Annotated in this window: 23 protein-coding genes, 1 tRNA gene and 3 pseudogenes; 14 read left to right on the top strand and 13 right to left on the bottom strand. The window is 71.5% G+C overall.

Annotated elements, in window-relative coordinates; genetic code table 11:
• Nucleotides 1-72: 72 nt before the first annotated feature.
• Nucleotides 73-457, bottom strand: a pseudogene (locus AB0D59_RS44655) (TetR/AcrR family transcriptional regulator).
• Here AB0D59_RS44655 and AB0D59_RS44650 point away from each other — a divergent pair.
• Nucleotides 417-1181: pseudogene (locus AB0D59_RS44650) on the top strand (MMPL family transporter); the annotation flags it as partial. The pseudogenes AB0D59_RS44655 and AB0D59_RS44650 overlap by 41 nt on opposite strands.
• 83 nt (nt 1182-1264) lie before the next feature.
• Here the strand turns inward: AB0D59_RS44650 and AB0D59_RS44645 are convergent.
• Both AB0D59_RS44645 and AB0D59_RS44640 read right to left on the bottom strand, forming a co-directional pair.
• A complete protein-coding gene (locus AB0D59_RS44645; RefSeq protein ID WP_362577283.1) occupies nt 1265-2305 on the bottom strand; it encodes a 2-dehydropantoate 2-reductase in 1041 nt (346 codons plus the stop codon).
• Nucleotides 2306-2461: 156 nt separating this feature from the next.
• Nucleotides 2462-3112, bottom strand: a complete 651-nt coding sequence (locus AB0D59_RS44640) for a TetR/AcrR family transcriptional regulator (RefSeq protein ID WP_362577281.1) — start codon at nt 3110-3112, stop codon at nt 2462-2464.
• 72 nt (nt 3113-3184) lie between these two features.
• On the opposite strand from AB0D59_RS44640, the gene AB0D59_RS44635 reads away from it, so the two are divergent.
• Together AB0D59_RS44635 and AB0D59_RS44630 are read left to right on the top strand one after the other, a co-directional pair.
• Entirely contained in the window at nt 3185-3799 is a 615-nt protein-coding gene (locus tag AB0D59_RS44635; RefSeq protein WP_362577279.1) for a peroxiredoxin-like family protein, read from the top strand.
• A gap of 176 nt (nt 3800-3975) precedes the next feature.
• Nucleotides 3976-4374 (top strand): hypothetical protein, encoded by a 399-nt coding sequence (locus AB0D59_RS44630; RefSeq protein ID WP_362577278.1) that lies wholly within the window; start codon nt 3976-3978, stop codon nt 4372-4374.
• Between the two features lie 31 nt (nt 4375-4405).
• On the opposite strand, the gene AB0D59_RS44625 is transcribed toward AB0D59_RS44630, so the two are convergent.
• Nucleotides 4406-6820 carry a SpoIIE family protein phosphatase gene (locus tag AB0D59_RS44625; protein ID WP_362577276.1) on the bottom strand — a complete coding sequence of 805 codons (2415 nt, stop codon included), beginning with the start codon at nt 6818-6820 and terminating at the stop codon, nt 4406-4408.
• Nucleotides 6821-7403: 583 nt separating this feature from the next.
• Here AB0D59_RS44625 and AB0D59_RS44620 point away from each other — a divergent pair.
• The 3 genes from AB0D59_RS44620 (at nt 7404) to AB0D59_RS44610 (ending at nt 10457) form a co-directional block, all read left to right on the top strand.
• Nucleotides 7404-7805 (top strand): hypothetical protein, encoded by a 402-nt coding sequence (locus AB0D59_RS44620; protein ID WP_362577274.1) that lies wholly within the window; start codon nt 7404-7406, stop codon nt 7803-7805.
• 397 nt (nt 7806-8202) lie between these two features.
• Complete coding sequence (sigJ, locus tag AB0D59_RS44615; protein WP_362577272.1) at nt 8203-9147, top strand: RNA polymerase sigma factor SigJ; 945 nt, start codon at nt 8203-8205, stop codon at nt 9145-9147.
• Between the two features lie 110 nt (nt 9148-9257).
• Complete coding sequence (locus AB0D59_RS44610) at nt 9258-10457, top strand: FAD-dependent oxidoreductase (RefSeq protein WP_362577270.1); 1200 nt, start codon at nt 9258-9260, stop codon at nt 10455-10457.
• A gap of 61 nt (nt 10458-10518) precedes the next feature.
• Here the strand turns inward: AB0D59_RS44610 and AB0D59_RS44605 are convergent, their stop codons facing one another.
• Together AB0D59_RS44605 and AB0D59_RS44600 are read right to left on the bottom strand one after the other, a co-directional pair.
• Nucleotides 10519-10842, bottom strand: coding sequence for an antibiotic biosynthesis monooxygenase (locus AB0D59_RS44605; RefSeq protein WP_362577268.1), 324 nt, complete (start codon nt 10840-10842; stop codon nt 10519-10521).
• Nucleotides 10843-10939: 97 nt separating this feature from the next.
• On the bottom strand, nt 10940-11608 hold the full coding sequence (locus AB0D59_RS44600) for a class I SAM-dependent methyltransferase (protein WP_362577266.1): 669 nt from the start codon (nt 11606-11608) through the stop codon (nt 10940-10942).
• 177 nt (nt 11609-11785) lie between these two features.
• Here AB0D59_RS44600 and AB0D59_RS44595 point away from each other — a divergent pair, with 177 nt between their 5' ends.
• Nucleotides 11786-12016 (top strand): bacteriocin immunity protein, encoded by a 231-nt coding sequence (locus tag AB0D59_RS44595; protein ID WP_362577264.1) that lies wholly within the window; start codon nt 11786-11788, stop codon nt 12014-12016.
• A gap of 70 nt (nt 12017-12086) precedes the next feature.
• Here the strand turns inward: AB0D59_RS44595 and AB0D59_RS44590 are convergent, their stop codons facing one another.
• The 3 genes and pseudogenes from AB0D59_RS44590 to AB0D59_RS44580 form a co-directional block, all read right to left on the bottom strand.
• Complete coding sequence (locus AB0D59_RS44590) at nt 12087-12635, bottom strand: hypothetical protein (RefSeq protein ID WP_362577262.1); 549 nt, start codon at nt 12633-12635, stop codon at nt 12087-12089.
• 1 nt (nt 12636) lies between these two features.
• Nucleotides 12637-12798 (bottom strand): hypothetical protein, encoded by a 162-nt coding sequence (locus AB0D59_RS44585; RefSeq protein ID WP_362577261.1) that lies wholly within the window; start codon nt 12796-12798, stop codon nt 12637-12639.
• A gap of 59 nt (nt 12799-12857) precedes the next feature.
• Nucleotides 12858-12993, bottom strand: a pseudogene (locus tag AB0D59_RS44580) (antibiotic biosynthesis monooxygenase); the annotation flags it as partial.
• 141 nt (nt 12994-13134) lie between these two features.
• Between AB0D59_RS44580 and AB0D59_RS44575 the strand changes: the two are divergent.
• From AB0D59_RS44575 to AB0D59_RS44550, 6 genes are all read left to right on the top strand, one after another.
• The gene (locus AB0D59_RS44575) at nt 13135-13713 is read left to right on the top strand and encodes a TIGR03086 family metal-binding protein (RefSeq protein WP_362577259.1); all 579 of its coding nucleotides are present in this window, start codon (nt 13135-13137) and stop codon (nt 13711-13713) included.
• A 328-nt stretch (nt 13714-14041) separates the two neighbouring features.
• On the top strand, nt 14042-15523 hold the full coding sequence (locus AB0D59_RS44570) for an FG-GAP and VCBS repeat-containing protein (protein ID WP_362577258.1): 1482 nt from the start codon (nt 14042-14044) through the stop codon (nt 15521-15523).
• Nucleotides 15524-15706: 183 nt separating this feature from the next.
• Nucleotides 15707-17176, top strand: coding sequence for an FG-GAP-like repeat-containing protein (locus tag AB0D59_RS44565; protein WP_362577256.1), 1470 nt, complete (start codon nt 15707-15709; stop codon nt 17174-17176).
• Between the two features lie 248 nt (nt 17177-17424).
• The gene (locus tag AB0D59_RS44560) at nt 17425-17580 is read left to right on the top strand and encodes a hypothetical protein (RefSeq protein WP_362577255.1); all 156 of its coding nucleotides are present in this window, start codon (nt 17425-17427) and stop codon (nt 17578-17580) included.
• Between the two features lie 2 nt (nt 17581-17582).
• Entirely contained in the window at nt 17583-19007 is a 1425-nt protein-coding gene (locus tag AB0D59_RS44555) for an FG-GAP-like repeat-containing protein (RefSeq protein WP_362577253.1), read from the top strand.
• 74 nt (nt 19008-19081) lie between these two features.
• Nucleotides 19082-20110: a Yip1 family protein gene (locus tag AB0D59_RS44550; protein ID WP_362577251.1), complete on the top strand. Its 1029-nt coding sequence runs from the start codon at nt 19082-19084 to the stop codon at nt 20108-20110.
• A 128-nt stretch (nt 20111-20238) separates the two neighbouring features.
• Here AB0D59_RS44550 and AB0D59_RS44545 read toward each other — a convergent pair whose 3' ends face one another.
• From AB0D59_RS44545 to AB0D59_RS44530, 4 genes are all read right to left on the bottom strand, one after another.
• Entirely contained in the window at nt 20239-20670 is a 432-nt protein-coding gene (locus AB0D59_RS44545; RefSeq protein ID WP_362577249.1) for a hypothetical protein, read from the bottom strand.
• Nucleotides 20671-20971: 301 nt separating this feature from the next.
• The gene (locus tag AB0D59_RS44540; RefSeq protein ID WP_362577247.1) at nt 20972-21484 is read right to left on the bottom strand and encodes a phosphoribosyltransferase; all 513 of its coding nucleotides are present in this window, start codon (nt 21482-21484) and stop codon (nt 20972-20974) included.
• A gap of 10 nt (nt 21485-21494) precedes the next feature.
• Nucleotides 21495-22070 carry a dCTP deaminase gene (gene dcd / locus AB0D59_RS44535; protein WP_362577245.1) on the bottom strand — a complete coding sequence of 192 codons (576 nt, stop codon included), beginning with the start codon at nt 22068-22070 and terminating at the stop codon, nt 21495-21497.
• 91 nt (nt 22071-22161) lie between these two features.
• Nucleotides 22162-22320 carry a hypothetical protein gene (locus tag AB0D59_RS44530; RefSeq protein ID WP_362577243.1) on the bottom strand — a complete coding sequence of 53 codons (159 nt, stop codon included), beginning with the start codon at nt 22318-22320 and terminating at the stop codon, nt 22162-22164.
• Between the two features lie 272 nt (nt 22321-22592).
• Between AB0D59_RS44530 and AB0D59_RS44525 the strand changes: the two genes are divergently transcribed.
• Nucleotides 22593-22666 (top strand) — tRNA-Gly (locus AB0D59_RS44525).
• The last annotated feature ends 87 nt before the right edge of the window (nt 22667-22753 follow it).

The following is a 22753-nucleotide window of genomic DNA, read 5'->3' as shown; positions in this document are numbered from 1 at the left end:
TCGCGAGCCGGTGAACCTTTCCGGTCGCAGCACTAGCCCCCGCCCCTGCGAACAGCCGGCTCCGCTCCCGGTTCAGCCGGTGGGGATGCGGCCGCGGATGTCGTCCAGCATGTTCCGCATCGCCATCCGGAAGATCTCGGCCTGGTGGTCCCCGAGGTGCGGGGTGTGTCCGAAGACCTCCAGGACGACCAGGCCGTGCATCTGGCCCCAGGCGCACATGAGCAGTGCGTTCGCGGCGGGCGGCAGATGACCCATGTCGCCGGCCGGCAGCCGGTCCAGGTGCGCGAGCAGCGCGGGCGACAGCTCGGAAGTAGTGGTAGAGCGCCTGCACGGTCATGCCGAGGTCGCGGGCGACCGCGCGCAGGGACAGGGCCTGCGGGCCGTGTTCGGTGATGTGGCGTTCGGCGGCGCCGAGGATCTCCGCCCTGCTGCCGCTTGCCGTCGCCACCGTCGCCATCGCGGGTACGTTCGCCGAACTCGCCCTGCTCGGCAGGGCCGCCGACGTCTCCGTCAACGCGACCAACCTGACCATCGCCCTGGGGCTCGGCCTGGGCATCGACTACGCCCTGCTGATGATCAGCCGGTTCCGGGAGCAGCTCGGGACGGGAGCGAGCGTGGCGGACGCCGTACGGCACACCGTGCGCACCGCGGGCCGTACCGTCGCGTTCTCCGCCGCGACCGTCGCCGTCGCGCTGGCCGCGCTGCTGGTGTTCCCGCAGTACTTCCTGCGCTCCTTCGGCTACGCCGGTGTCGGGGTCGTCGCCATCGCGGCCGTCAGCACCCTGTTCGTGATGCCCGCGCTGTTCGTGGTGCTGGGGCACCGGGTCAACAGCGGCCGGCTGCCGTGGACGAAGAAGCCTCGCCCGAACCGGACGTCGATGTGGGGACGGCTCGCCGGCACGGTCATGCGACGGCCCGCGCTCACCGCACTGCCCGTCCTCGCGGTGCTGCTGGTCGCGGCGAGCCCGCTGCTGGGCATCACTCTCGGCAGCCCGGACGACCGCGTACTGCCCGAGGACGCGCAGAGCCGCCAGGTCTCCACCGTGCTGCGGGAGAAGTTCGACGGCGACGACAGCGGTGCCATCCATGTCGTCATCGACCAGGCGGTCGGCGAGACCGCGCTGGACTCGTACGCCAGCGAACTCTCCGCCCTCAAGGGCGTCGTCCGCGTCGAGACCGGCGCCGGCACCCCGCGCCGAGCCGAGGGGCCGTGGCCGGGTTGCTCATGAGCGACCCGGCCACGGCCCTTGCCGTTCGCGCCCGTTCAGCGTGCCGCGCGCAGTTCGGCGTACAGCTCCGGGCCCGGCCAGGTGCGCGGCGCGGCCTCCGCCGCACGCACCAGGGCGACCAGCCGCGCGTTCGCGGGCGCGCTCCGTCCATGGGCGGTGGCGAGGGCGACGATCTCGCCCTGGAGGGAGTCGATCTCCGTGGCCCGGCCGCGTTGCAGGTCCTCCCACATCGAGGACCGGGCGTGGGCGTCGATCCGCAGGGTCGCCCCCGCCAGCCGGCGGAAGAGGCCGTCGGGCAGCCCCAGGACGTACGGGGTGACGGCGGGTGCGGTGGGGCCGAGGCGGGCCGGGGTGACCCCGGCGGCACGGTAGACGGCGAGCGCCTCCCGCTGGCACAGGGCGAGGCAACGGCGGTAGTCCCGCCCGCCGAGCTGGTCGCGGAGCGGCAGCCCGGACAGCGCGTTGATCGCGTTGTTGAGGTTCAGCAGCAGCTTGGCGTGCTGCACCTCGGCCATGTCGGTACGGGCCTCGACGGCCAGGTGCGCCTCGCGGAAGGCGGCGACGAGCCGGTCGTCCGGTTCGGTCATGAGCCTGCCCGGCATGCCCTGGTGCACGGTGCCCGGCTCGGACTGCACCACGTTGTACGGCACCATCCCGGCCAGCACGGTGTGACCGGGGAGCGTGGCGCGCAGGGTGGCGGGGTTGTGCAGCCCGTTCTGGAAGCTGACCACGACCGCGCCGGGGGCGAGGTGCGCGGCGAGGTCCTCGGCGGCGGCCCCGGTACCGGCGCTCTTCACGGTGACCAGCACATAGTCGGCGCCGGCCGCGGCCTGACCTCCGGTGGCCAACGTCAGTTGCTCCGGCGCGAGACGGACGGGCGGCCGGACCGAGTCGCTGAGGGTGAGCCCCCGCTCGCGCAGCACGTCCATGGCTGCGGGGCGGCCGATGAGCGTCACGTCGTACCCGGCGGCGCGCAGACGGCCGCCGAGATGACACCCGATGGTGCCGGCACCGAGTACGGCGAAGCGGGGCCTGGGCTCGGGGGCTACGGGGGGCACGGAGGACTCGGGTGGCATGGGGGCTCCTGCGGACGGCTCGTGATCAACCGTACTCACGTTCACACTCACCCGGCGATCGTGTCCACAGCTACGTGTCCACAGATACGTGTCCACAGATACCGGTCACGTGGTTCTCCAGGTCCAGGGACGGATGCTTGCGCGGGGACCGCCTGATCAACGGCTGGTATCGCCAGGGCCGTCGAGACCGTCAGGACCGCCAAGTCCGTCGAGCAGCATGCCGAGTCCTCCGAGGAACTCCCGGTCGGCGTCGATGGTCCGGGCGGTCCGGGCGGTCTCGGACATGTGCGGGAAGTCGGCGCGGGACAGTTCGGAGATGGCCACCGTCCCCGGGCCGGCCAGCGGGCCGAGGTGTTCCAGCTGGATCGCCCCGATGAGGTGACTGAGCAGGGCGCGCAGGGCGACGACCCGCCGCTCGCCCTCCACCCCCGCCTCGCCGAGGACCACGAGCACGGTCTCCGACCAGCGCAGCACCCCGAGGGAGTGGTGCCGGTGGGCGATGATCAGCGGGACGACCGCGGGATGGGCGCCCACGGCGTCACGCATGCGCCGCACCATGACCGTGATCCGTTCGCGCCATGCGGCGGCGGGATCCGGCGGCTCGGTGTCCACGGCGCCCAGGACGAGCTCCACGACGAGCCTCTCCAGTTCCTCGCGGTCACGCACGTACCGGTAGAGCCCCATGGTGCTCATGCCGAGTTCCTTGGCGACGGCACGCATCGACAGCCCGGTGAGCCCCTCGCGGTCGATGACGGCGAGAGCGGCCGAGGCGAGCTGGTCGGGGGCGAGGGAACGCGGTCGTGGCATGGCGGTTGACAGCGTACGGCATACGCTTACGCTGGTAGGCGTATGCCGTACGCCTACCGGAGGGAAGCAGTCATGCGTGCACCCCGTAGTCCGATGGCCCCCGGTTCCGCCGTGCCTCAGCGCACTCTCACCACGGTCTCCGGCGACCCCGTCACCGTCCCCGGCCCCGACCGTCTGACCCACCTCCAGTTCCGGCGCTTCGCCGGGTGCCCGGTCTGCAATCTGCATCTGCGCTCGGTGGTCCGGCGGCACGACGAGATAGCGGCCGCCGGCGTACGCGAGGTCGTGGTCTTCCACTCGCCCGCCGAGGAACTGCGCCCCCACGCCGCCGACCTCCCGTTCGCCGTCGTCGCCGACCCGGACAAACGGCTGTACCGGGAGTTCGGTGTGGAACAGTCGCCCCGCGCCCTGCTCGCCCCGCGCGCCTGGGGGCCGATCGTCCGGGCGGTGGTGAGCGGCGCGTGGCACGTCGTCCGCGGCCGCGAACGCCTGCCCGCCAACAGCCCGCACGGTGGCCGGCTCGGCCTTCCCGCCGACTTCCTCGTCGCCCCCGGTGGCCAGGTCCTCGCCACCAAGTACGGCGAGCACGCCTACGACCAGTGGTCGGTCGACGAACTCCTGGAACTGGCCGCCCGCGTGGCGCGTACATCGCCCCCCGCCCATCCCCGTGCCGCTGAACGGTCGTAGCCCCTGCCGCCGAACGGTCGTAACCCCTGCCGCCGAACGGTGGTAACCCCGGCGCCACCCCCGCACGCACGCGAACAGTCCGGCAGGCCGCCCCCAGGCCGGTACGGGCACGTACTCGGGTCGGTCTGAGTATCCGCGCTCTGTCCGGTGACCAACCCGGCCTCGAAGCTGAGGACATGGGACTTCACAAGCCAGTTCTTCGGATGGTGCTGCCGGCGCTCGCGCTGGCCGGAGTGTCGGCGGCGGCCTGGGCCGCCTGGCTGGGCTGGGACCAGCGGTACGACGTCCGGGCCGACGGGTCGACGAGCGGGCCGTACGAGGCCTGGCAGGTCGGCGGGCTCGTGCTCACCCTGCTCGTGGCCGTCGGCTGGGCGGCCGCCCGGGGGCACAGCGCGGCCGCCGTGGGCGGCACGACCGCGGGGCTGACGCTCGCCGCCTACGTCGACTGGTCGGGCGAGGCCAGCGGGCTGTTCATGGTGGGGGTGGGGCTGGTCATGGTGGGGGCCTTCGTCGCCTCCGCGGTCGTCTCCGCCGTGATCGACGTGCTGCGCCGGGACGTTCCGCTCGCCCACTGAGTGAGCGCCCGGGGGGCGTTCGAGCGGGTGCCTAAGCGAGCGTCGAGGTGGGCAGTGGCTGCTCCGCCCAGATCGTCTTGCCGGTCGGCGTCTGGCGGCTGCCCCAGCGTTCGGAGAGCTGGGCGACCAGGAGCAGACCCCGGCCGCCCTCGTCGTAGACCCGTGCCCGGCGCAGGTGCGGGGCCGTGCTGCTGCCGTCGGAGACCTCGCAGATCAGGGACGCGTCGCGGATCAGGCGGAGGGCGATCGGGCCGTCGCCGTAGCGGACCGCGTTGGTGACCAGCTCGCTGACGATCAGCTCCGTGGCGAAGGACGCGTCCGTCAGACCCCATGCCTCCAGCTGCTGGCCCGCCATCTTGCGGGCCCCGGCGACCGCCGCCGGATGCCGGGGGAGCTGCCAGGTGCGGACCTTCCCGGCGTCCAGGGCGCGGGTGCGGGCCAGCAGCAGCACGATGTCGTCGGCCGGGCGGTCGGTCAGCACCGTGTGCAGGACGCGGTCGCAGGTCTCCTCCAGGGGCGCGGCCGGGGCGGCGAGGGCGCGGCGGAGGAGGCCCAGGCCCACCTCGATGTCGTGGTCGGCGGTCTCCACCAGGCCGTCGGTGTAGAGGGCGAGCAGGCTGCCCTCCGCCAGTTCCACCTCGGTGGACTCGAAGGGGAGGCCGCCGAGGCCCAGCGGCGGCCCGGCCGGGAGGTCCAGGAGGCGGACCGCGCCGCCGGGGGTGACCAGGGCGGGCGGCGGATGGCCGGCCCGGGCCATGGTGCAGCGGCAGGACACCGGGTCGTACACGGCGTACAGGCAGGTCGCGCCGACCTCGCCCGACGTGGTCTCCGGGTCCTCCTCCCGGGCGAGCCTGATGACGAGGTCGTCCAGCTGGGTGAGGAGCTCGTCCGGGGCGAGGTCGACGTCCGCCAGCGTCCGCACCGCCGTCCGCAGGCGGCCCATCGTCGCCGAGGCGCGGATGCCGTGGCCGACGACGTCCCCGACGACCAGGGCGACCCGGGCGCCGGACAGCGCGATCACGTCGAACCAGTCGCCGCCGACGTCCGCGCCGCATCCCGTGGGGAGATAGCGGTAGGCCACCTCGGTCGCCTCGAGCCCGGGCGGCGGCCGGCCCGGGAGCAGGCTGCGCTGGAGGGCCAGGGCGGTTCGGCGCTCCTGGGTGTAGCGGCGGGCGTTGTCCAGGCACACCGCGGCCCGGGCGACGATCTCCTCCGCGAGCCGCTGGTCGTCCTCGGTGAAGGACTCGGGGGTGCGGTGCCTGAGGAAGTGCACCAGGCCGAGGGTGACGCCGCGGGCGCGCAGCGGGACCATCAGCACCGAGTGGATCATGTGCCGGGCGACGGAGTCGGCGCGGGCCTGGGACGAGCCGATCCACTCCGGCATGCCGGGGTCGCCGGGCCGCTGGCGGGTGCCGTGGCCGGCGAGCAGGGTCCACATCGGGGGCGTGTCCACCGGGTAGTGGATCGGGTCGCCCGGTTCGGCCACCTTCTCCGGGCAGCCGGCCAGGACCGAGCGCTGTGCGGTACGGCGTACGGTGATCGGCTCGCCCGGCGGCAGCGGTCCCGGCTCGTCGCCGAGGGCGACGGACTCCAGCAGGTCGACGCTGACGTAGTCGGCGAAGCCGCCGACGGCCACCTCGGCCAGCTCCTCGGCGGTCCGGGTCACGTCCAGGGTGCTGCCGATGCGCAGGCTGGCGTCGTTGAGGACGGCCAGGTGGCGGCGGGCCCAGTACTGCTCGGTGGTGTCGAAGACGACCGCGGACAGCCCCTGCACCGTGCCGGTCTCGTCCTTCAGCGGGCAGAAGTACATCGACCAGGCGTGCTCGCGGGTCTCCCCGGGCGCCTGGCCGTGCTGTTCGTGGAAGATGGTCCGCCCGGTGCGCAGAGCCTGCCGCTGGAGGCGGTCGTACTCGTCGAAGGGCGGCCCGGACTCGATCTCCCGCAGGGTGAGGCCGCGCATCTCCGCCACGGGCAGGCCCATGATCCGGGTCATGGCCTCGTTGGCGGAGACCAGCCGGGACCCGCGGTCGTAGATCGCCACCGGCATGGGCAGCTGGGCGAGCGTGAAGTCCCACAGGGCCCCCGCCCCGGGCTGGTCGCGCCCGGACACGGCCGTCCGCGCGGCGGCGGTCACCAGCCAGAGCGGCCGTGCGCCCGCGTCCGCGAGCGGGATGCCCTGCAGACGTACGACGAGCCGGTCGCCGTTGCGGTGCCGCAGGGCCACCTCGGTGGACCAGCGGTACGCGCCGGCGATGTGACGGCGTGCGGACGCGGGCAGCTCGGTGGCGAGCAGGCTCCGGGCGGGGCGGCCGACGATCTCGGCGGGTTCGTACCCGAGCAGCCGCCGGGCACCGGCGCTCCACACCAGGACCGCCCCGTCGGCGTCGACGACGACCGCGAGGTCGTCCGGTACGACCGCCAGGTCCGCCGGTACGCGTCCCTCCATGGTGCCTCCGGATGCCCGGCGGCCCGGGTGTCCGGGTTGCCTGCACCCGCTCCCAGCATCCCGCCCCGCCGTGCGCCCTTCAACCGACGCCGGGACCGGCGACCGCACACGGCAGCCGGGGTTGGGCGAAGTCATCCCCCAGGCGGTGGGGATGCTCTACCGTGAAACCCCTCAAAGCGGTCCGAGCCTGACGGATACCGGCCGAAGGGAAGCCACGGGTGCACGCAGGTGACGACCGCACACCGAACCCCGGCAGCGACAACCCGGACCCGAACGCCGACGAACCGGACCTGGGCGGCGCGGACGAAACGTGACCCGGCCCCCCAGGTCGAGGGCGAGGGCGCCCTCCGGGAGACGGTCCAGGTAGGCGGCGGCCGGCCCGGTCCGGACGGGGTGGCACGGGCAGTCCACGGGGACGACCCGCGGCTGCTCGGGGAGGGCCGGCGGCACCGGCGAGTCGTCCAGGAGCCGGGTGAGCCGGCGGGCGCTCGCGATGATGTGGTGCTGTTCGCGGGCGGTGGCCAGGGGCGGATGGTCGGCGGGCCCACATCAGCACCACCCCGCCCCAGCAGCGGCGCACCCCGTGCAGCGGCGCCGCGGCGAGCGTGAAGGGGTACGGCAGGACGGCCGCCGTACGCGGATAGCGGCGCGCCATCTCGTCCTGGCCGCCGACCCAGACGAGGCGGTGCTCGCGGATCGCGTCGACCACCGGGACGGGGGCGGTCAGCGCCAGCCGCTGCCACGGCGCGGTGAAGTCGACGGGCAGTCCGCACAGCGCCACCAGGCGCAGCAGCGCGGCCGGCTCCTCGATGAGATACACCCCGCCGATCGCCGCCCCCGTCCGGCACACCATGCCGGCCAGCGTCCCGCCCAGGGCAGCGTCGACCGGGAGGTCGCCCCTGGGCCGGGCACGGTGCCGCATGACGTCGTCCTCCGGTCGTGTGCCGCGGGCGGCACGCGCCGTACCGTCCCCCGCGGTGGATGACGCGTACCACGCATTCACGGCAATATGCGTATACCTCCTTACGGCAAGAGTGACCCGGGCGGCTGGCCGGACGGACGGCCGAGGACGGCCGAGGACGGCCGGAGATGGACGGGGTGGACGGGGTGGACGGGGCGGCCGGGGCGGCCGGGGCGGAGGGTGACGTTCGGAGGTGGACGGAGCGGACGGACGGTGGCGTTCGGAGGCAGCCGAGGCAGACAGGGCAGACGGAGGAGGTGGACGGGGCGGACGCGTTCGGAGGCGGACGGGGCGGATGGTGGCGACCGGAGGCGATCGGAGGCGACTGGGGCGGACGACGGCGTTCGGGGCGGACGACGGCGTTCGGAGGAGGCGGCCGGGGTCTCGGCCGCCGTGCACCGCGCGGGCTAGGATCCGGGCCATGGCGCAGACCATGAGCGAGGTGGACCGGTTCGAGGCGGCCAGGCCCCGGCTGGCGGCCATCGCCTACCGCCTCCTCGGCTCCGCGAGCGAGGCCGAGGACGCCGTGCAGGAGACGTATCTGCGCTGGCAGGCCGCCGACACCAGCCGTATCGAGGTCCCCGAGGCCTGGCTGACGAAGGTGCTCACCAACCTGTGCCTCAACCAGCTCACCTCGGCCCGCGCCCGGCGCGAGACCTACGTGGGCCAGTGGCTGCCCGAACCGCTGCTCGCCGGGGACCCGATGCTCGGCCCCGCCGACACCGCCGAACGGCGCGAATCGGTGTCGTACGCCGTCCTGACCCTGCTGGAACGGCTCACGCCCGGCGAGCGCGCGGTGTACGTGCTGCGGGAGGCCTTCGACTACCCGCACCGGGAGATCGCCCGGATCCTCGACATCACCGAGGCCGCCAGCCAGCAGACCTTCCACCGGGCCAGGAAGCACGTCGCGGCCGGCAAGGCGCGCGCCGAGGTCGACGAGGCCGCCGCCCGGCGGATCATCGAGGAGTTCCTCGTGGCCGCCACCAGCGGCCGGACCGAGCCGCTGGTCCGGCTGCTCACCGAGGACGCCGTCGCGGTCGGCGATGGCGGCGGGAAGGTGCCGGCCGGCGCCAAGGGGTTCAAGGGCGCCCTCGCGGTCGCGAAGTTCATGCGGGGCCTGTTCAAACCGGGCCCGGCGCAGCGCGCCCTGGCGGGCGGCTCGGTCGAGATCCACGCCGCGACCGCCAACGCGGGCCCCGCCCTGGTGGCGGTCGTCAACGGCCGGGTCTTCGGCGTCATGTGCCTGGAGATCACCACCGACGGCATCGCCGTGTTCCGCAACCAGGTCAACCCCGACAAGCTCGAACGCGCGACCCGGCAGTGGGCGGCCACCGGCCACGGCGAACCCCTGCTCCGGCTCTTCTGACGCTGTGTGAGCTGCTTCACTCCGCGTTCCTGTCAGGAAACGGCGGGCCGCCCGGTTCAAGGGGCGACCTGCCGTTTCCCGACCCGCCGTTTCCCGACAGGAGCACCGACATGCAGCACCGCATCGTCGTCCTCGGCGCCGGATACTCCGGAGCCATCGCCGCCGGCCGTCTCGCCAGGCGGCTGCGTCGCGAGGACGTCGCCCTCACCCTCGTCAACGCCGAACCCGACTTCGTCGAACGCGTCCGGATGCACCAGCTCGCGACCGGCCAGGACCTCAAGCCCCGGCCTTTCGCCGAGATGTTCGCGGGCACCGGCGTGGAGCTGAGGCTGGCGAGGGTCACCGCCGTGGACGTCGACCGCAAGACGGTCACCGTCGTCGACCGCGGGGAGGAGACGGAGGTCCTGGAGTACGACACCCTCGTCTACGCCCTCGGCAGCGCCTGGAACGACCAGGGCGTCCCCGGCACCGCCGAGCACGCCCACCAGATCGCGAGCCGCCCGGGCGCGCTCCGCCTGCGCGACCGCCTCGCCGCCCTGCCGGCCGGAGAGCCCGTGCTCGTGGTCGGCGGCGGGCTCACCGGCCTGGAGGCCGTCACCGAGATCGCCGAGGCCCGCCCGGACCTCGCCGTCGCCCTCGCCGCCCGCGGTGGCCTCGGCGACTGGCTCTCGCCCAAGGGCCGCCGGCATCTGCGGAAGGTCCTCGACGGGCTCGGCATCACCGTGCACGAGCACACCGCCGTCACCTCCGTGGCGGCCGACCGGGTCAGCACCGCCGAGGGCGGGACGATCCCCGCCGCGGTCACGGTGTGGACCACCGGCTTCGCGGTCCACCCCATCGCGCGGGCCACCGCGCTGGAGGTCACCGGCGCCGGGCAGATCGTGGTCGACCAGACCATGCGGTCGGTCTCGCACCCGGACGTGTACGCCGTCGGCGACGCGGCGATGGCGACGGGCCCCGGCGACAAGCCGCTGCGGATGTCGTGCGCCACCGGTGCCCCGATGGCGTGGCAGGCCGCCGACACCATCGCGGCCCGCCTGACCGGCGGAAAGCTCCCGAAGGTGCCGCTGCGCTACTTCAACCAGTGCATCTCGCTGGGCCGCGGGCAGGGCCTGATCCAGTACGTCACAGCCGACGACCGCGCCGTACGGGCGACCCTGACGGGCCGTGCCGCCGCCCTCTACAAGGAACTGGTCTGCAAGGGCGCCGCCTGGGCCGTCGCCAACCCGACACTCGCCGTCCCGACCCGCTCCCGCCGGATCCTGCCCCAGCCGACCCGGCCGACCGAGAAGACGGCCACCCCGGCCTGACCCACGCCGTGGGGACGCGGGGCGTCGGCGCCGCCCCGCGTCCGCCGGCCCGGCCCGGACGTCACTCGCCCTTCGGCCCCGCCGACTGCACCACCTCGAAGGACCACAGCGTCGACCCGGAAGCCGCCGGCTTGGGACGCTCGCCCTCGGCGCCGCCCTGGTGCGCCGTCTTCATCGGCCCCTCCATCCACGCCTGGAACGACTCCTCGTCCCGCCACCGCGTGTACACCAGGTACTGGTCGGTACCCTCGACCGGCCGCAGCAGCTCGAACCACTCGAACCCGTCCGAGTTCTCCACGGCGTGCGCCCGGGAGGCGAACCGCTTCTCCAGCGTCTCCCGCTGTTCCGCCGGCACGGTCAGTACGTTGATCTTGACTACGCTCATGCCGTCATCCTGCCGCAAGGGTGATCAGGAGGGCGTGAGCGACTAGATCTGTTCGGGCGATCACGCATTTCGTTAGAGATCTCAGGGGGCTAGGAAGTCAAGCTGGCTCCTCGGTAGTCGGCTTGTAGGCCAGGAAACTGGCGAACTTCCAGTTCAGTTCCTCGTCGGGCTCCTGCACCAGCTGAGCGGTGATGGTGAATCCGGCCTGGTTCAGCAGCTCAGCGAGCTGGTGTGTGGGCAGCCGATACGACGCGTAGGACACGGGGTGGCCGCCATATCCGTGTGTCGGACGGCGGTGCTCACCGGTGCCTACGTGGCCAGCGAGGAGGAGATGTCCGCCGGGCGCCAGGGTGCGGTGGAACTGGGCGAACACGACCGGCAGCAGTTCCGGAGGTGTGTGGTGGGTGGAGTAGTACGCCAGGATGCCGCCAAGCGTGTCGTCTTCGATCTCCAGCGCGGTCATGGAGCCCACGGAGAAGCGCAGGTCCGGATAGGTGCTTCGGGCCAGTTCGATCATCTGTGGGGCCACATCGATACCGAATGCAGAAACCCCAAGTCCGGCCATGTGCGCCGTCACTCTTCCGGGTCCGCAGCCCAGGTCCGCGACCGGTCCTCGGTCAGATGCCTGCACCAGCTCGGCGAAGGCGGTCAGCATCGAGCGAGACAGGGGGTCCAGCGCAGACGGGCTCTTGACGAGAGCGACGTAGTCGTCGGCCACGGTGTCGTATGACTCCCGGACCGCGGCGAGGTAGGAAGGCTCAGTCACGCGGTGAATCTAGACGGGTGCACTGACAGCGCCTGTGACCGATGGCCGGCTCACGCAGGTGCTTGAGGGAGTGGGCCGAAGGCGTTCCGCCGTCTGTCGTAGGCCGCCCGCTGGCCCCTTGCGGGGCCGGACCAAGCCGCCTACACCCTGGACTAGGGTGACTTGGCGGAGGGGCCGATGAGTGCTGTGGAGATGAGTCGCGCGGAAGCTGTCGCGCTCGTGCAGCGGATCATGCACGCGGACTACGCCTCAGACGACGAGGTAGCCGACTGGCTGGACAGGCTCGGCAGAGTCCTGGCATGTCCTTCCGGTCATGTCAGCGACTTGATCTTCTGGCCGCCGGGGCGGGAGCTTTCGGCTGATGAGGTGGTCGATCAGGCTCTGGCGTATCGGCCGATCGCTTTGTGAGGTCGGTACTCAACGGCACCGCGACAGTGGCGCCGCTGCGTCTTCGACTCCGACCGTGAGCGGTGTTGGTCTACAGCAGGCCCAGGACCGATGCACTCCACCCCACGGCCTGAGGTGTGTGCAAGCGTGGCCGATCATCGGACCTAGTCATGTCGTGACCTGCCATGAACGCGTGCTGGTGGTTCGGGTGTAGGTCACGGACACGCGCCCACACAGCGCGCGCCTCCGCCGTTTGGCCGACGGTAACGAGGAACTCCATGAGGTCCTGGGCGAAGCCCCACGGCGTGAGCAGCGCATCGGGGACAGCCTGTGCGACGCACCGGGGGTCTGCCGAACCGGCGAACCACGGAAGTGCCGTATCGCGCAGGTGAGCTGCGAGCTGTTCCAGCTGCGCCATACGCCTGCCGGGGTGGGTCAGTACGGCGCGGTGCTCGCTGGACATGTCCAGGAAGCTGGAAGCACAGACGATCGACTCGACCGATTCCGGTCTGCTCACGGTGAGAGCGGCATTGGCCCGACGCCAGGCGCCCAACCTGTCGTCGAGGACGGTCAGGCTCTCCACGATGAACGCGACCAGTTGGCCCGCTCTGTTGTACTCGCTCTTTGCCAGCCCGATCACCTCACGGCGTCCGTCCGTCCGCCGTTCCAGCGAGAGCCTCGACTTCACCCGCACAAACCCCATCCAGCATCTGCGCCAGGCAGGCCGCGCCGGCGTGAACGACGTCGGCGGGTTTCTCCGCCTGCACGAGGCGCACGACGAGGTCAGGCTGTGGCGAGATCACGCGCACATGATGCCCGCACGAGAATCTGCCGAACGAGCCCTAGTGGCACATCAGCGCACCTGTTGCGGCCGCAGCAGCTCGAACCACTCGAACCCGTCTGAGTTCTCCACGGCGTGGGCCGGAGGCGAACCGCTTCTCCAGCGTCTCCCGCTGTTCCGCCGGCACGGTCAGTACGTTGATCTTGACTACGCTCATGCGGTCATCCTGCCGCAAAGGTGATCAGGAGGGCGTGAGCGACTAGGTGGCTTCGTTCGCATCTTGCAGCCGCTCGAAACAGGCTGAGGCGCCTGCGAAAACGAGTGGCCCGGAAAAGGGGGCAGGGCTAACGTCGCGGCCGTGGATATCAGGGAACTGGACCGCCGTGCCCTTGCCACCCTGGGAGCGGTGATCGCGCAGATCGGCCCGGACCAGCTTCGTCTTCCGACGCCGTGTGCCGACTGGACGCTGCACGGCCTGCTCCGCCACCAGGTGAGCGAGAACCTCGGCTTCGCAGCCGCCGCAGCAGGCGTCACCGGTGACCTCCGGGCCTGGGACCGGGGCGACCTGGGTGAGGATCCGCACCAGGCGTACCTCGACTCGGCCGACGCCATGACGGGGGCGTTCACCGAGGAGGTCCTGGACCGTTCGCTCCAGATCAGGGAGTTCGGGTTCTTTCCCGGCCGGGTCGCGCTCGGCATGCACGTGCTCGACTGCGTGGTCCACGGTTGGGACGTCGCTCAGACCATCGGTGTCGCCTACGATCCGGGCACCGACCTCGTCCGCCACTCGCTCAAGGTCGCGGCGCTGATCCCGACCGGAGCACCGTCCGACGACCGGCCGAGGACTCCGTTCGCCCCGGCGGTCGAGATCTCCGAGGGCTCTCCCGCCCTGGAGCGGCTGCTCGGACTCGTCGGCCGTCGTCCAGCGGCAAGCTGAGCGACGGCGCACCAACCGGTCGTGCACTGACTTCTGCAGCTCGGAAACGCCCCTGCTCCGGCGTCTCCCCTGCTCCGGCGTCCCCTGCTCCGGCGTCTCCCGCTGCTCCGCCGGCACGGTCACCACGTTGATCCTGACCACGCTCACGGGCCCACCCTGCACCGGTCGGGACCGACGACCCCGGACCTCACAGCGGCCTCGAAGATTTCATCGAACTCAAGTACAACCCTTACTTCCCGGCGCGGGTCTCCTGATCGCCGGACACCCATTGACTCCGGCCGTCCGCCGGGGTGCGGACGGCCCCCGCATGCCGCAGGAGACAACCCGCATGCACACGTTCCCGCGACTCGCCCTCGCTACGGCCGCCGCGGCCGCACTGACGGGCGGTCTGCTCACGTTCTCCGCCGCCTCGGCCACCGCCGCGGACTCCTTCAAGGTCGCGCGCGCCGACTTCAACGGCGACGGCATCGGCGACATCGCCACCTCAGCCGCCACCTCCTACGTCAGCGGCCACAAGGGCGCCGGCCAGGTCGTCGCCCTCTACGGCTCCGCCTCCGGCGTCACCACCGCCAAGCGCACCACCCTCAGCCAGAACAGCGCCGGCGTCCCCGGCACCGCCGAGGCCGGCGACGGCTTCGGCTACGAGCTGGCGTACGCCGACTTCAACGCCGACGGCTACGACGACCTCGCCGTCTCCTCGCCGTACGAGAAGGTCGGCAGCGACACCAACGGCGGTACCGTCACCCTCCTTTGGGGCTCCAAGAGCGGGCTCACCGGCAAGGGCGTCGACCTCAAGGACCCCTCCCCGAGCGGCCACGACTACTGGGGCCTGAACCTCGCCGCCGGCGACTTCGACGGCGACGGCAAGGCCGATCTCGCCGTCGGCAGCTCCGCCGCCACCCTGTGGGTGCTCAAGGGCGGCATCGCGAGCAACGGCACGCCCGGCGGCCGGTACACCGTCAAGCCGCCGATCGAGCCGGGCAGCAACGCGAGCCCGTACGGCCCGATGAACCTCACCGCCGGTGACGTCAACGGCGACGGCCGCACCGACCTGATCGTCGACGGCTACGAGACGAAGACCTCACGGCACTGGAACACCAACTTCTGGCTGCCGGGCACCTCCAGGGGCCTGACCGCGACCGGCGCCAAGGCGCTGAAGAGCGGCATCGTCACCGGCGTCGGCGACATCAACGGCGACGGCTTCGGCGACATCGTCAGCGGCGCCTCCTGGGACACCGCCACCGACGACGGCACCGCGGTGCCCGACTCCGCCAAGGGCGGCCGGGTGGCCGTCACCTACGGCTCCGCCGCCGGGCCCGCCAAGGCCACCATGTTCAACCAGAACTCCGCGAACGTCCCCGGCACCTCCGAGAAGGGCGACGGCTTCGGCTGGGACCTCGACCTCGGCGACATCAACGGCGACGGCTGTGCCGACCTGGTCGTCTCCACCCCGAACGAGGACATCGGCAAGAACACCAACACCGGCCAGGTCACCGTCTTCTACGGCTCGAAGACCGGGATCAACATCGCCTCCGGCGCCCAGTCCTTCGCCCAGAGCACGGCCGGCGTCCCCGGCGACGACGAGAAGGCCGACCTCTTCGGCGCCGACGTCAAGCTCGACGACGTCACCGGCGACGGCAGGGCGGACCTGGTCGTCGGCTCCTACGAGAACGGCGGCGACGGCGCGGTCACCTACCTGCCGTCCAACGGCTCGAAGATCACCACGACCGGATCCCGGGCCCTCGCCGCGAGCAAGCTGGGCGTGTCGACGTCCGGTACCCCGCAGCTCGGCGCCCTCTTCGCCGACTGACCCGCAGGTCGCAAGAGCGTCTCCGGACGGCGTACGGGCAGGCCCGTCGATCGAACGACCACTGGGCCCGCCCGGCCCCGCACGGAACTCCCGTCCTGCCGCCGCGCCGCGTTCGCGTACTCACGTACCCGGTACCCGCATACCTCCGGCACCCGTGCCGCCGATCCCAGGAGACCCCTCCCCGTGAACGGACATCACCGCCACCGCCTCGCCCTCGCCACCGTCACCGCCGCCGCGTTGACCGGCGGTCTGCTGACCCTCTCGGCCCCAGTCGCGTCCGCCGCCACGGCTCACGCCTACAAGGCCGACTTCAACCACGACGGCTACGGCGACGTCGCCTTCGCCGCCCCCTACGCCAAGGTCGGCGGCAAGAGCATGGCCGGGTACGTCGCCGTGGTCTACGGCAGCGCCTCCGGGCTCAACCCCGCCAAGCGCACGGTCGTCAGCCAGAACACCGCCGGTGTCCCCGGCACCGCCGAGACCGAGGACTTCTTCGGCCGGGCCCTCGCCGTGGCCGACTTCAACAAGGACGGCTACACCGACCTCGCCGTCGGCGCGCCCGGCGAGGACAACGGCTCGGACTCCGAAGGCGGTTCGGTCACGATCCTGTGGGGTTCGGCGAGCGGCCTGAAGAACGGTACGAACGTCAAGGACCCCTCGGCGACCAAGCACGAGGCCTGGGGCTCGGTACTCGCCGCCGGTGACTTCAACGGCGACGGCAAGGCCGACCTGGCGTCCGGCACGGCGGCGTCGTACGCCTACATCGTCAAGGGCGGATTCACCAAGTCCGGCACCACCGGTGGCACCCAGAAGGTCCCCACACCGGAGAAGGCGAAGTACGGAATCGACGCGCTCGCCGCGGGCGACACCAACGGTGACAAGAAGGCCGACCTCGTCCTCACCTACCGCACCGCGCTCACCTCGGACCCGTCGGGCAGCTGGTCCAAGGGCGCCGCCTACCTCGGTGCGTCCACGGGCGTGGTCGCGACCCAGCCCCGCCCGCTGAACGGCGGCACCTCCCTCGCCCTGGGCGACATCAACGGCGACGGCTACGACGAGATCGCCATCGGCAACGTCTTCTCGAAGGACGACGACCACACCGGCACCCTCGGCGGCCAGGTCGTCGTCATCCGCGGCAGCAAGGGCGGCCCGATCAACGGCGACGCCCCCATGGCCGAGCTCACCCAGTCCGCCACGGGCGTCCCCGGCACCGACAAGGCGGACGACGGCTTCGGCGGCGCCGTCTCCATCGGGGACACCAACGGCGACGGCTACGGCGACCTGGCCATCGGCGTCGTCTTCAAGGACATCGGCGCGGCCGAGGACACCGGACTCGTCGTGCTGATGAACGGCTCGGCCGGCGGCGTCTCCCGCACCGGTGCCCGTACGATCTCCCAGAACACCGTCGGTGTCCCCGGCACCGCCGAGACCATGGACTACTTCGGCTCGGACCTCGTGCTCTCGGACGTCACCAAGGACGGCAAGGCGGACCTGACCGTCGGGGCCTCCTTCGAGGACGAGGGTGTCGGCGCGGTCACCGCCCTGCGCGGCAGCGCCTCCGGCATCACCGCCACGGGTGCCAAGTCCTTCGGCCCGGGCACTTTCGGCCTCTCCCGTACGTACAGCGCGTTCGGCACGGGCCTCACCGGCTGACGACCCCGGCCCCGGAACCAGCCCCCCGGGGGGCCGGTTCCGGGGGGATCCCACAGCTCTGCCGCAAGCAACGGCGACGGCGACGGCAACGGCAACGGCAACGGCAACTTCGGCGCGACCACCGCGAGGTGGCGTGCCGCCACCCGACCACGCCTCATCACCTCGTCACTTCGTCACCTCGTCACCTCGTCACTTCGTCACTTCGTCACCTCGTCACCTCGTCACTTCACCACTTCACGGGGAAGTCCATGCCCAAGCGCACCACCCTGCTCCTCGTCACAGCCCTCACCACGGGCCTCCTGACCGCGCTTCCCGCCGCCACCGCCTCGGTCGCCCCCTCGGGTCTGTCCGGCGACTTCAACGGCGACGCCACCGCCTACTTCGGCGACGTACTGGAAGGCTGATCATGCGCATGCGTTCGGCGGCGACCCTCGCCGCACTCCTGACCGCGGGCCTCGTCCCGCTGGCGGGCACCGCCTCGGCCGCGCCCGCCAAGTACGCCGACGACTTCAACGGCGACGGCTACCACGACCTCGCCACCGCCGCGCCGGGCGCCACGGTCGGCGGCAAGGCGCGAGCGGGCGCGGTGGTCGTCACCTACGGCTCCAAGTCCGGCGTCAAGGCGGCCAGCCGTACCGTCGTCACCCAGAACTCGGCGGCCGTCCCGGGCACGGCCGAGAAGGACGACGCGTTCGGCTCGTCGCTCGCCTTCGGGGACCTCAACCGGGACGGGTACGCCGACCTGGTCGTGGGCGCCGAGGGCGAGGACGGCGAGGCCGGGTCGGTGACGATCGTCTGGGGGAGCAAGAAGGGCCTGACCGGCGGTCGTGTCGTCGCCGACCCGGCCCGTACCTCCCACACCCGCTTCGGCATGTCCCTGGCGGTCGGCGACTTCACCGCGGACGGCCGGGCGGACCTGGCCGTCGGCAGCACCGGCGCCGACGTGCAGATCTTCCGGGGCACCTTCACCAAGACCACCGGGGCCGCGTCCCGCACCTGGGTGGTGCCGTCCCTGGAGACCGGCAACCTCTACGGCTCCCAGTCCCTGGCCGCCGGCGACATCAACGGCGACGGCGTCGACGACCTGGTGGTCAGCGGCTCGATCCGCTCGGGGAGCGGCGACTACATCGACGGCAACCTGGTGTACCTGGGCGCGGAGTCGCGGCCGAAGGCCCAGCGGACGCTGGAGAGCGGCGGCTGGCAGCGCGCGGTCCTCGGCGACGTCAACGGGGACGGCTACGACGACGTCGTCACGTCCTACAACCCGGTCTACGGCGACAAGGTCGGGCCCGGCACGGTCGCCGCCTACCTGGGCGGCGCGCACGGCGTCAGCCCCACGCCCCAGGCAGCGCTCACCCAGGACAGCCCGGACGTCCCCGGCGCCACCCGGGCCCCGGGCTCCGAATCGTTCGGCGACTCGCTCTCCGTCGGCGACGTCAACGGCGACGGATACGCCGACGTGGCGGTCGGCACGCCCTACGAAGGGGTCGGCGCGGCCTGGCAGACCGGCACGGTCACGCTGCTGCGGGGCTCCGCCGCCGGTCTGACGGGCGCGGGCTCCACCCGCTGGACCCAGAACACGCCCGGGGTACCGGACGTGAACGAGGACAACGACTTCTGGGGCAGCGCCGTCCACCTGGCCGACCTCAACGGCGACCGCAAGGCCGACCTGGCGGTCGGCGCCCGGCACGAGAACGGCGGCCAGGGCGCCGTATGGACCCTGCGCGGCTCGTCGGCGGGCCTGACGACGACCGGCGCGGTCAGCTTCGGGGCGACGTCGGTGGGCCTGCCGGGATCGTGGTCGCAGCTGGGGATGGTGTTCGGGCAGTGACGTCCCGGGGCCCTGGCCAGGTCGCGGGGCCCCCTGAACAGGTCTCCAGGGCCCCTTGGGGCATCCCTTAGGGGATGTCACAGGTCTGCGGCAAAGGCGGGCCCGGACGGCCGAGCCCGCCCCAAGGTTCGCCCGGACCAGGTACGTTCGATGACGTGGCTGGATTCAGGATCGGACGCGGTGGCCGGGACGCCCGTGCCCCGCAAACGCGACCGCAACAACCCGCGTACGGGCAGCAGGCGCCGCCGCAGAGCTTCGGCGGGCAGCCGGCGGGACCGTCGTACGGGTACCCGTCGGCTCCGCAGCCGTACCCGCAGCACGGTGGGGGCGGCGGCCGGCCGCAGGGCCGCGGCGGCTACCCGGGGCAGGGGCAGCCCGGCGGCGACGGCCCGGAGTACTTCGGCGACGACCACGGCTACGGCGGTCAGGGCGCCGGCACCCCCGACCCGTACGCGGCCAACAACCCGGGCCACACCCAGGCGTTCTCGGTCGACGAGGCCGACGGCTACACGCGGGGCGCCACCTACCACGCCGGTTCGGCGGCGCCGGCCGGCCCGATCGGCCCGCGCCTGCACTGGAAGGACCTGCTGAAGGGGATCGTGCTCTCCCCGAACCAGACGTTCCTCCAGATGCGGGACTACACGATGTGGGGGCCCGCCCTCATCGTGACCTTCCTCTACGGCCTGCTCGCCGTCTTCGGCTTCGACGGCGCCCGCGCGGACGCGATAAGCGCCACCCTCACCAACGCGATCCCGATCGTCCTGACGACGGCGATCGCGATGGTGCTCTCCTCCTTCGTGCTGGGCGTGGTGACCCACACCCTGGCCCGCCAGCTGGGCGGCGACGGGGCCTGGCAGCCGACCGTCGGCCTGTCGATGCTGATCATGTCGATCACCGATGCCCCCCGTCTCCTGTTCGCCATGTTCTTCGGCGGCGACGCGGGCTTCGTGCAGCTTCTCGGCTGGGCGACCTGGATCGCGGCCGGCGCCCTCCTCACGCTCATGGTCGGCAAGTCCCACGACCTGCCGTGGCCGAAGGCGCTGGGCGCGTCGGCGATCCAGCTGATCGCACTGCTGTCGATCGTGAAACTGGGCACGTTCTAGCCCTCACCCGCACCCCGAGAAGGGCGCACCCCGAGAAGGGCGCATCCGAGAAGGGCGCACCCGAGAAGGGCCCCCGGCTGCCGTGCCGGAGGCCCTTCTCGTGCGCTTCGGGATGTTCAGCCGCTGGTTCACCGGCCGCCGCTTGTCTCGACATGGGCCCTGGTCAGCGCGAACAGGATCAGGAGATCGAGTGTCATCACAGGGATGGACCACAGCGGGTAGTACGGAACGAACATGAACTGGGTGATCAGGCTGATCACTGCCACCGCTACGCCGGCCCCGCGACCCCAGCTCTGGTCCGTCAGCACTCCCAGGCCGGCGACGACGAGTACCACTCCGATCACCAGGTGAATCCAGCCCCAAGTGGTCAGATCGAACCGGTAGGCGTACCGGGACGCGGCGAACAGGGTGTCCTGTGCGATGCCGGCCGCGCCCATCAGAATGCTGAGGGGCCCGCTGAGCATCATCAGGATTCCGGCGAACGAAGAGGCGCCGGTGATCGTCGCGCTGCTGTCGGGCCCGCCCTGCCCTTGCCGTGCCCTGTTCGGCACCGTTGTCATGGCAGCAGCCTCCCTTCCTGTACGGAGCGATCACCGGCGCACACGTTCCGTGCGAAGCCGACTACGCTCCCCTGACAGGATCACCGCAATCCGTCGGCACCGCGACTGCAACCCGCGTGGCCATTGCGGCATGGCCGCGGGTGTCGCAAGGGGCGGCCGCCGGCGGCTTGCGGCCCAGGACGCGTGCGACGACTGACATCAGCGGCTGGGCGATCGAGTGGGACGAAGGGGCGGCCAGGATGCTGGTCGGAGTCCTGCCGCAGCCGCAACGACCCGATATTTCCGCCGCGCGACTTACAGCTCAGAAAGCTTCCATGTTCGCTTTGGGTGTCTCTCCCGCCTTGTGCACTGGAGGTAGGACGCTCCACGGGAAGTTGATCCAGTCGTCGGTCCGCTTCCACACGTACTCGCACTTCACGAGTGAGTGGGACTTCTCGTAGATCACCGCGGACCGGACCTCGGCGACGGTGTCGAGGCAGAAGTCGCGGACCAGCTTCAGCGTCTTGCCGGTGTCGGCGACGTCGTCGGTGATCAGCACCTTCTTGTCGCTGAAGTCGATGACGTTGGGGACCGGCGCGAGCATGACCGGCATCTCGAGAGTCGTCCCCACCCCGGTATAGAACTCGACGTTGACCAGGTGCAGGTTCTTGCAGTCCAGGGCGTAGGCGAGGCCGCCGGCGACGAAGACGCCACCGCGGGCGATGCTCAGCACTATGTCGGGTTCGAACCCGTCGTCGGCGATGGTCTGCGCGAGCTCGCGCACGGCGACGCCGAACCGCTCGTAGGTGAGGTTCTCCCGTACGTCACCGCTCATGGCCGGCTCCTCACACCTGCGTCCGATGGAAATTGAGGTAGGAGCGGGAGGCGGTGGGTCCGCGCTGCCCCTGGTAACGGGAGCCGTAGCGCTCACTGCCGTAGGGGTGCTCGGTGGGGGAGGAGAGCCGGAACATGCACAGCTGCCCGATCTTCATGCCCGGCCACAGCTTGATGGGGAGGGTCGCGAGATTGGACAGCTCAAGGGTCACGTGCCCGCTGAACCCCGGGTCGATGAACCCGGCGGTGGAGTGCGTGACCAGCCCGAGCCGCCCGAGCGAGGACTTCCCCTCCAGCCGCGAGGCGAGGTCGTCGGGCAGCGAGATGACCTCGTACGTCGACGCGAGGACGAACTCCCCGGGGTGCAGGATGAAGGGCTCGTCGCCCTCCGGTTCCACCAGCCGGGTCAGATCCGGCTGCTCGACGGAGGGGTCGATGTGCGGGTACCGGTGGTTCTCGAACACCCGGAAGAAGCGGTCCAGCCGCACGTCGATGCTCGACGGCTGCACCATGGATTCGTCGTAGGGATCGATCCGTACCCGCCCGGCGTCGATCTCGGCCCGGATGTCCTTGTCTGAGAGAAGCACGTCCCGAGGATACGCAAGGCGCGCGGACCCACGACAATCGTGACAGTCCACGCGCCCCTGTTACTGCTGTCCTCTTCTGCCTCTTCTGCCGCTAATGCTTCTCAAGGGCGACCGGCACGACGCTGCGCAGCCGGGCGCACTTGGGACACCGGACGAGCCGACCGGGGCCGAGCCGCTCGGCCTGCTGCATCGGGAACGAAGTGGTGCTGAACACGTGCCCTTCGGCACAGCGGACGACGGTGCGTTCCATCAAGTCCCTTAAGTCCCTTCCCCAGGAGCCGCGTCGGGCTTACTGCCGTGACGACGGAAAGCCACATTACGGGATCAAAGGGACGGCCCTCCAGGCGGCACTCCGGCCCACCGGGCCCCTCTCCCGCGCGTCCACCGTACGCCCCAACTCCGGCCGCCCGCACCCGGATCCCACCCCCTGAAACGCACCCGGACCCCAGGGTCCCAGCACCGGGGGTCCATCATGAGGTACAGTGAGGGGGCATTCGGACACCGGCTCGGTCGGCGTCTTAGGCGGGTGTAGTTTAGTGGTAGAACATCAGCTTCCCAAGCTGAGAGTGCGAGTTCGATTCTCGTCACCCGCTCCATATTGAAACCCCAGGTCGGCGGCCTGGGGTTTGTTTGTTGTCTAGGCCAATTTAGGCGTGGCGTGCCCTCTACGTGCCCTAAGTCGA

This window comes from Streptomyces sp. NPDC048417 (assembly GCF_040651615.1).
In the GTDB taxonomy this organism is placed as follows: Bacteria; Actinomycetota; Actinomycetes; order Streptomycetales; family Streptomycetaceae; genus Streptomyces.
This window is presented reverse-complemented; position numbering and strand designations above follow the sequence as displayed.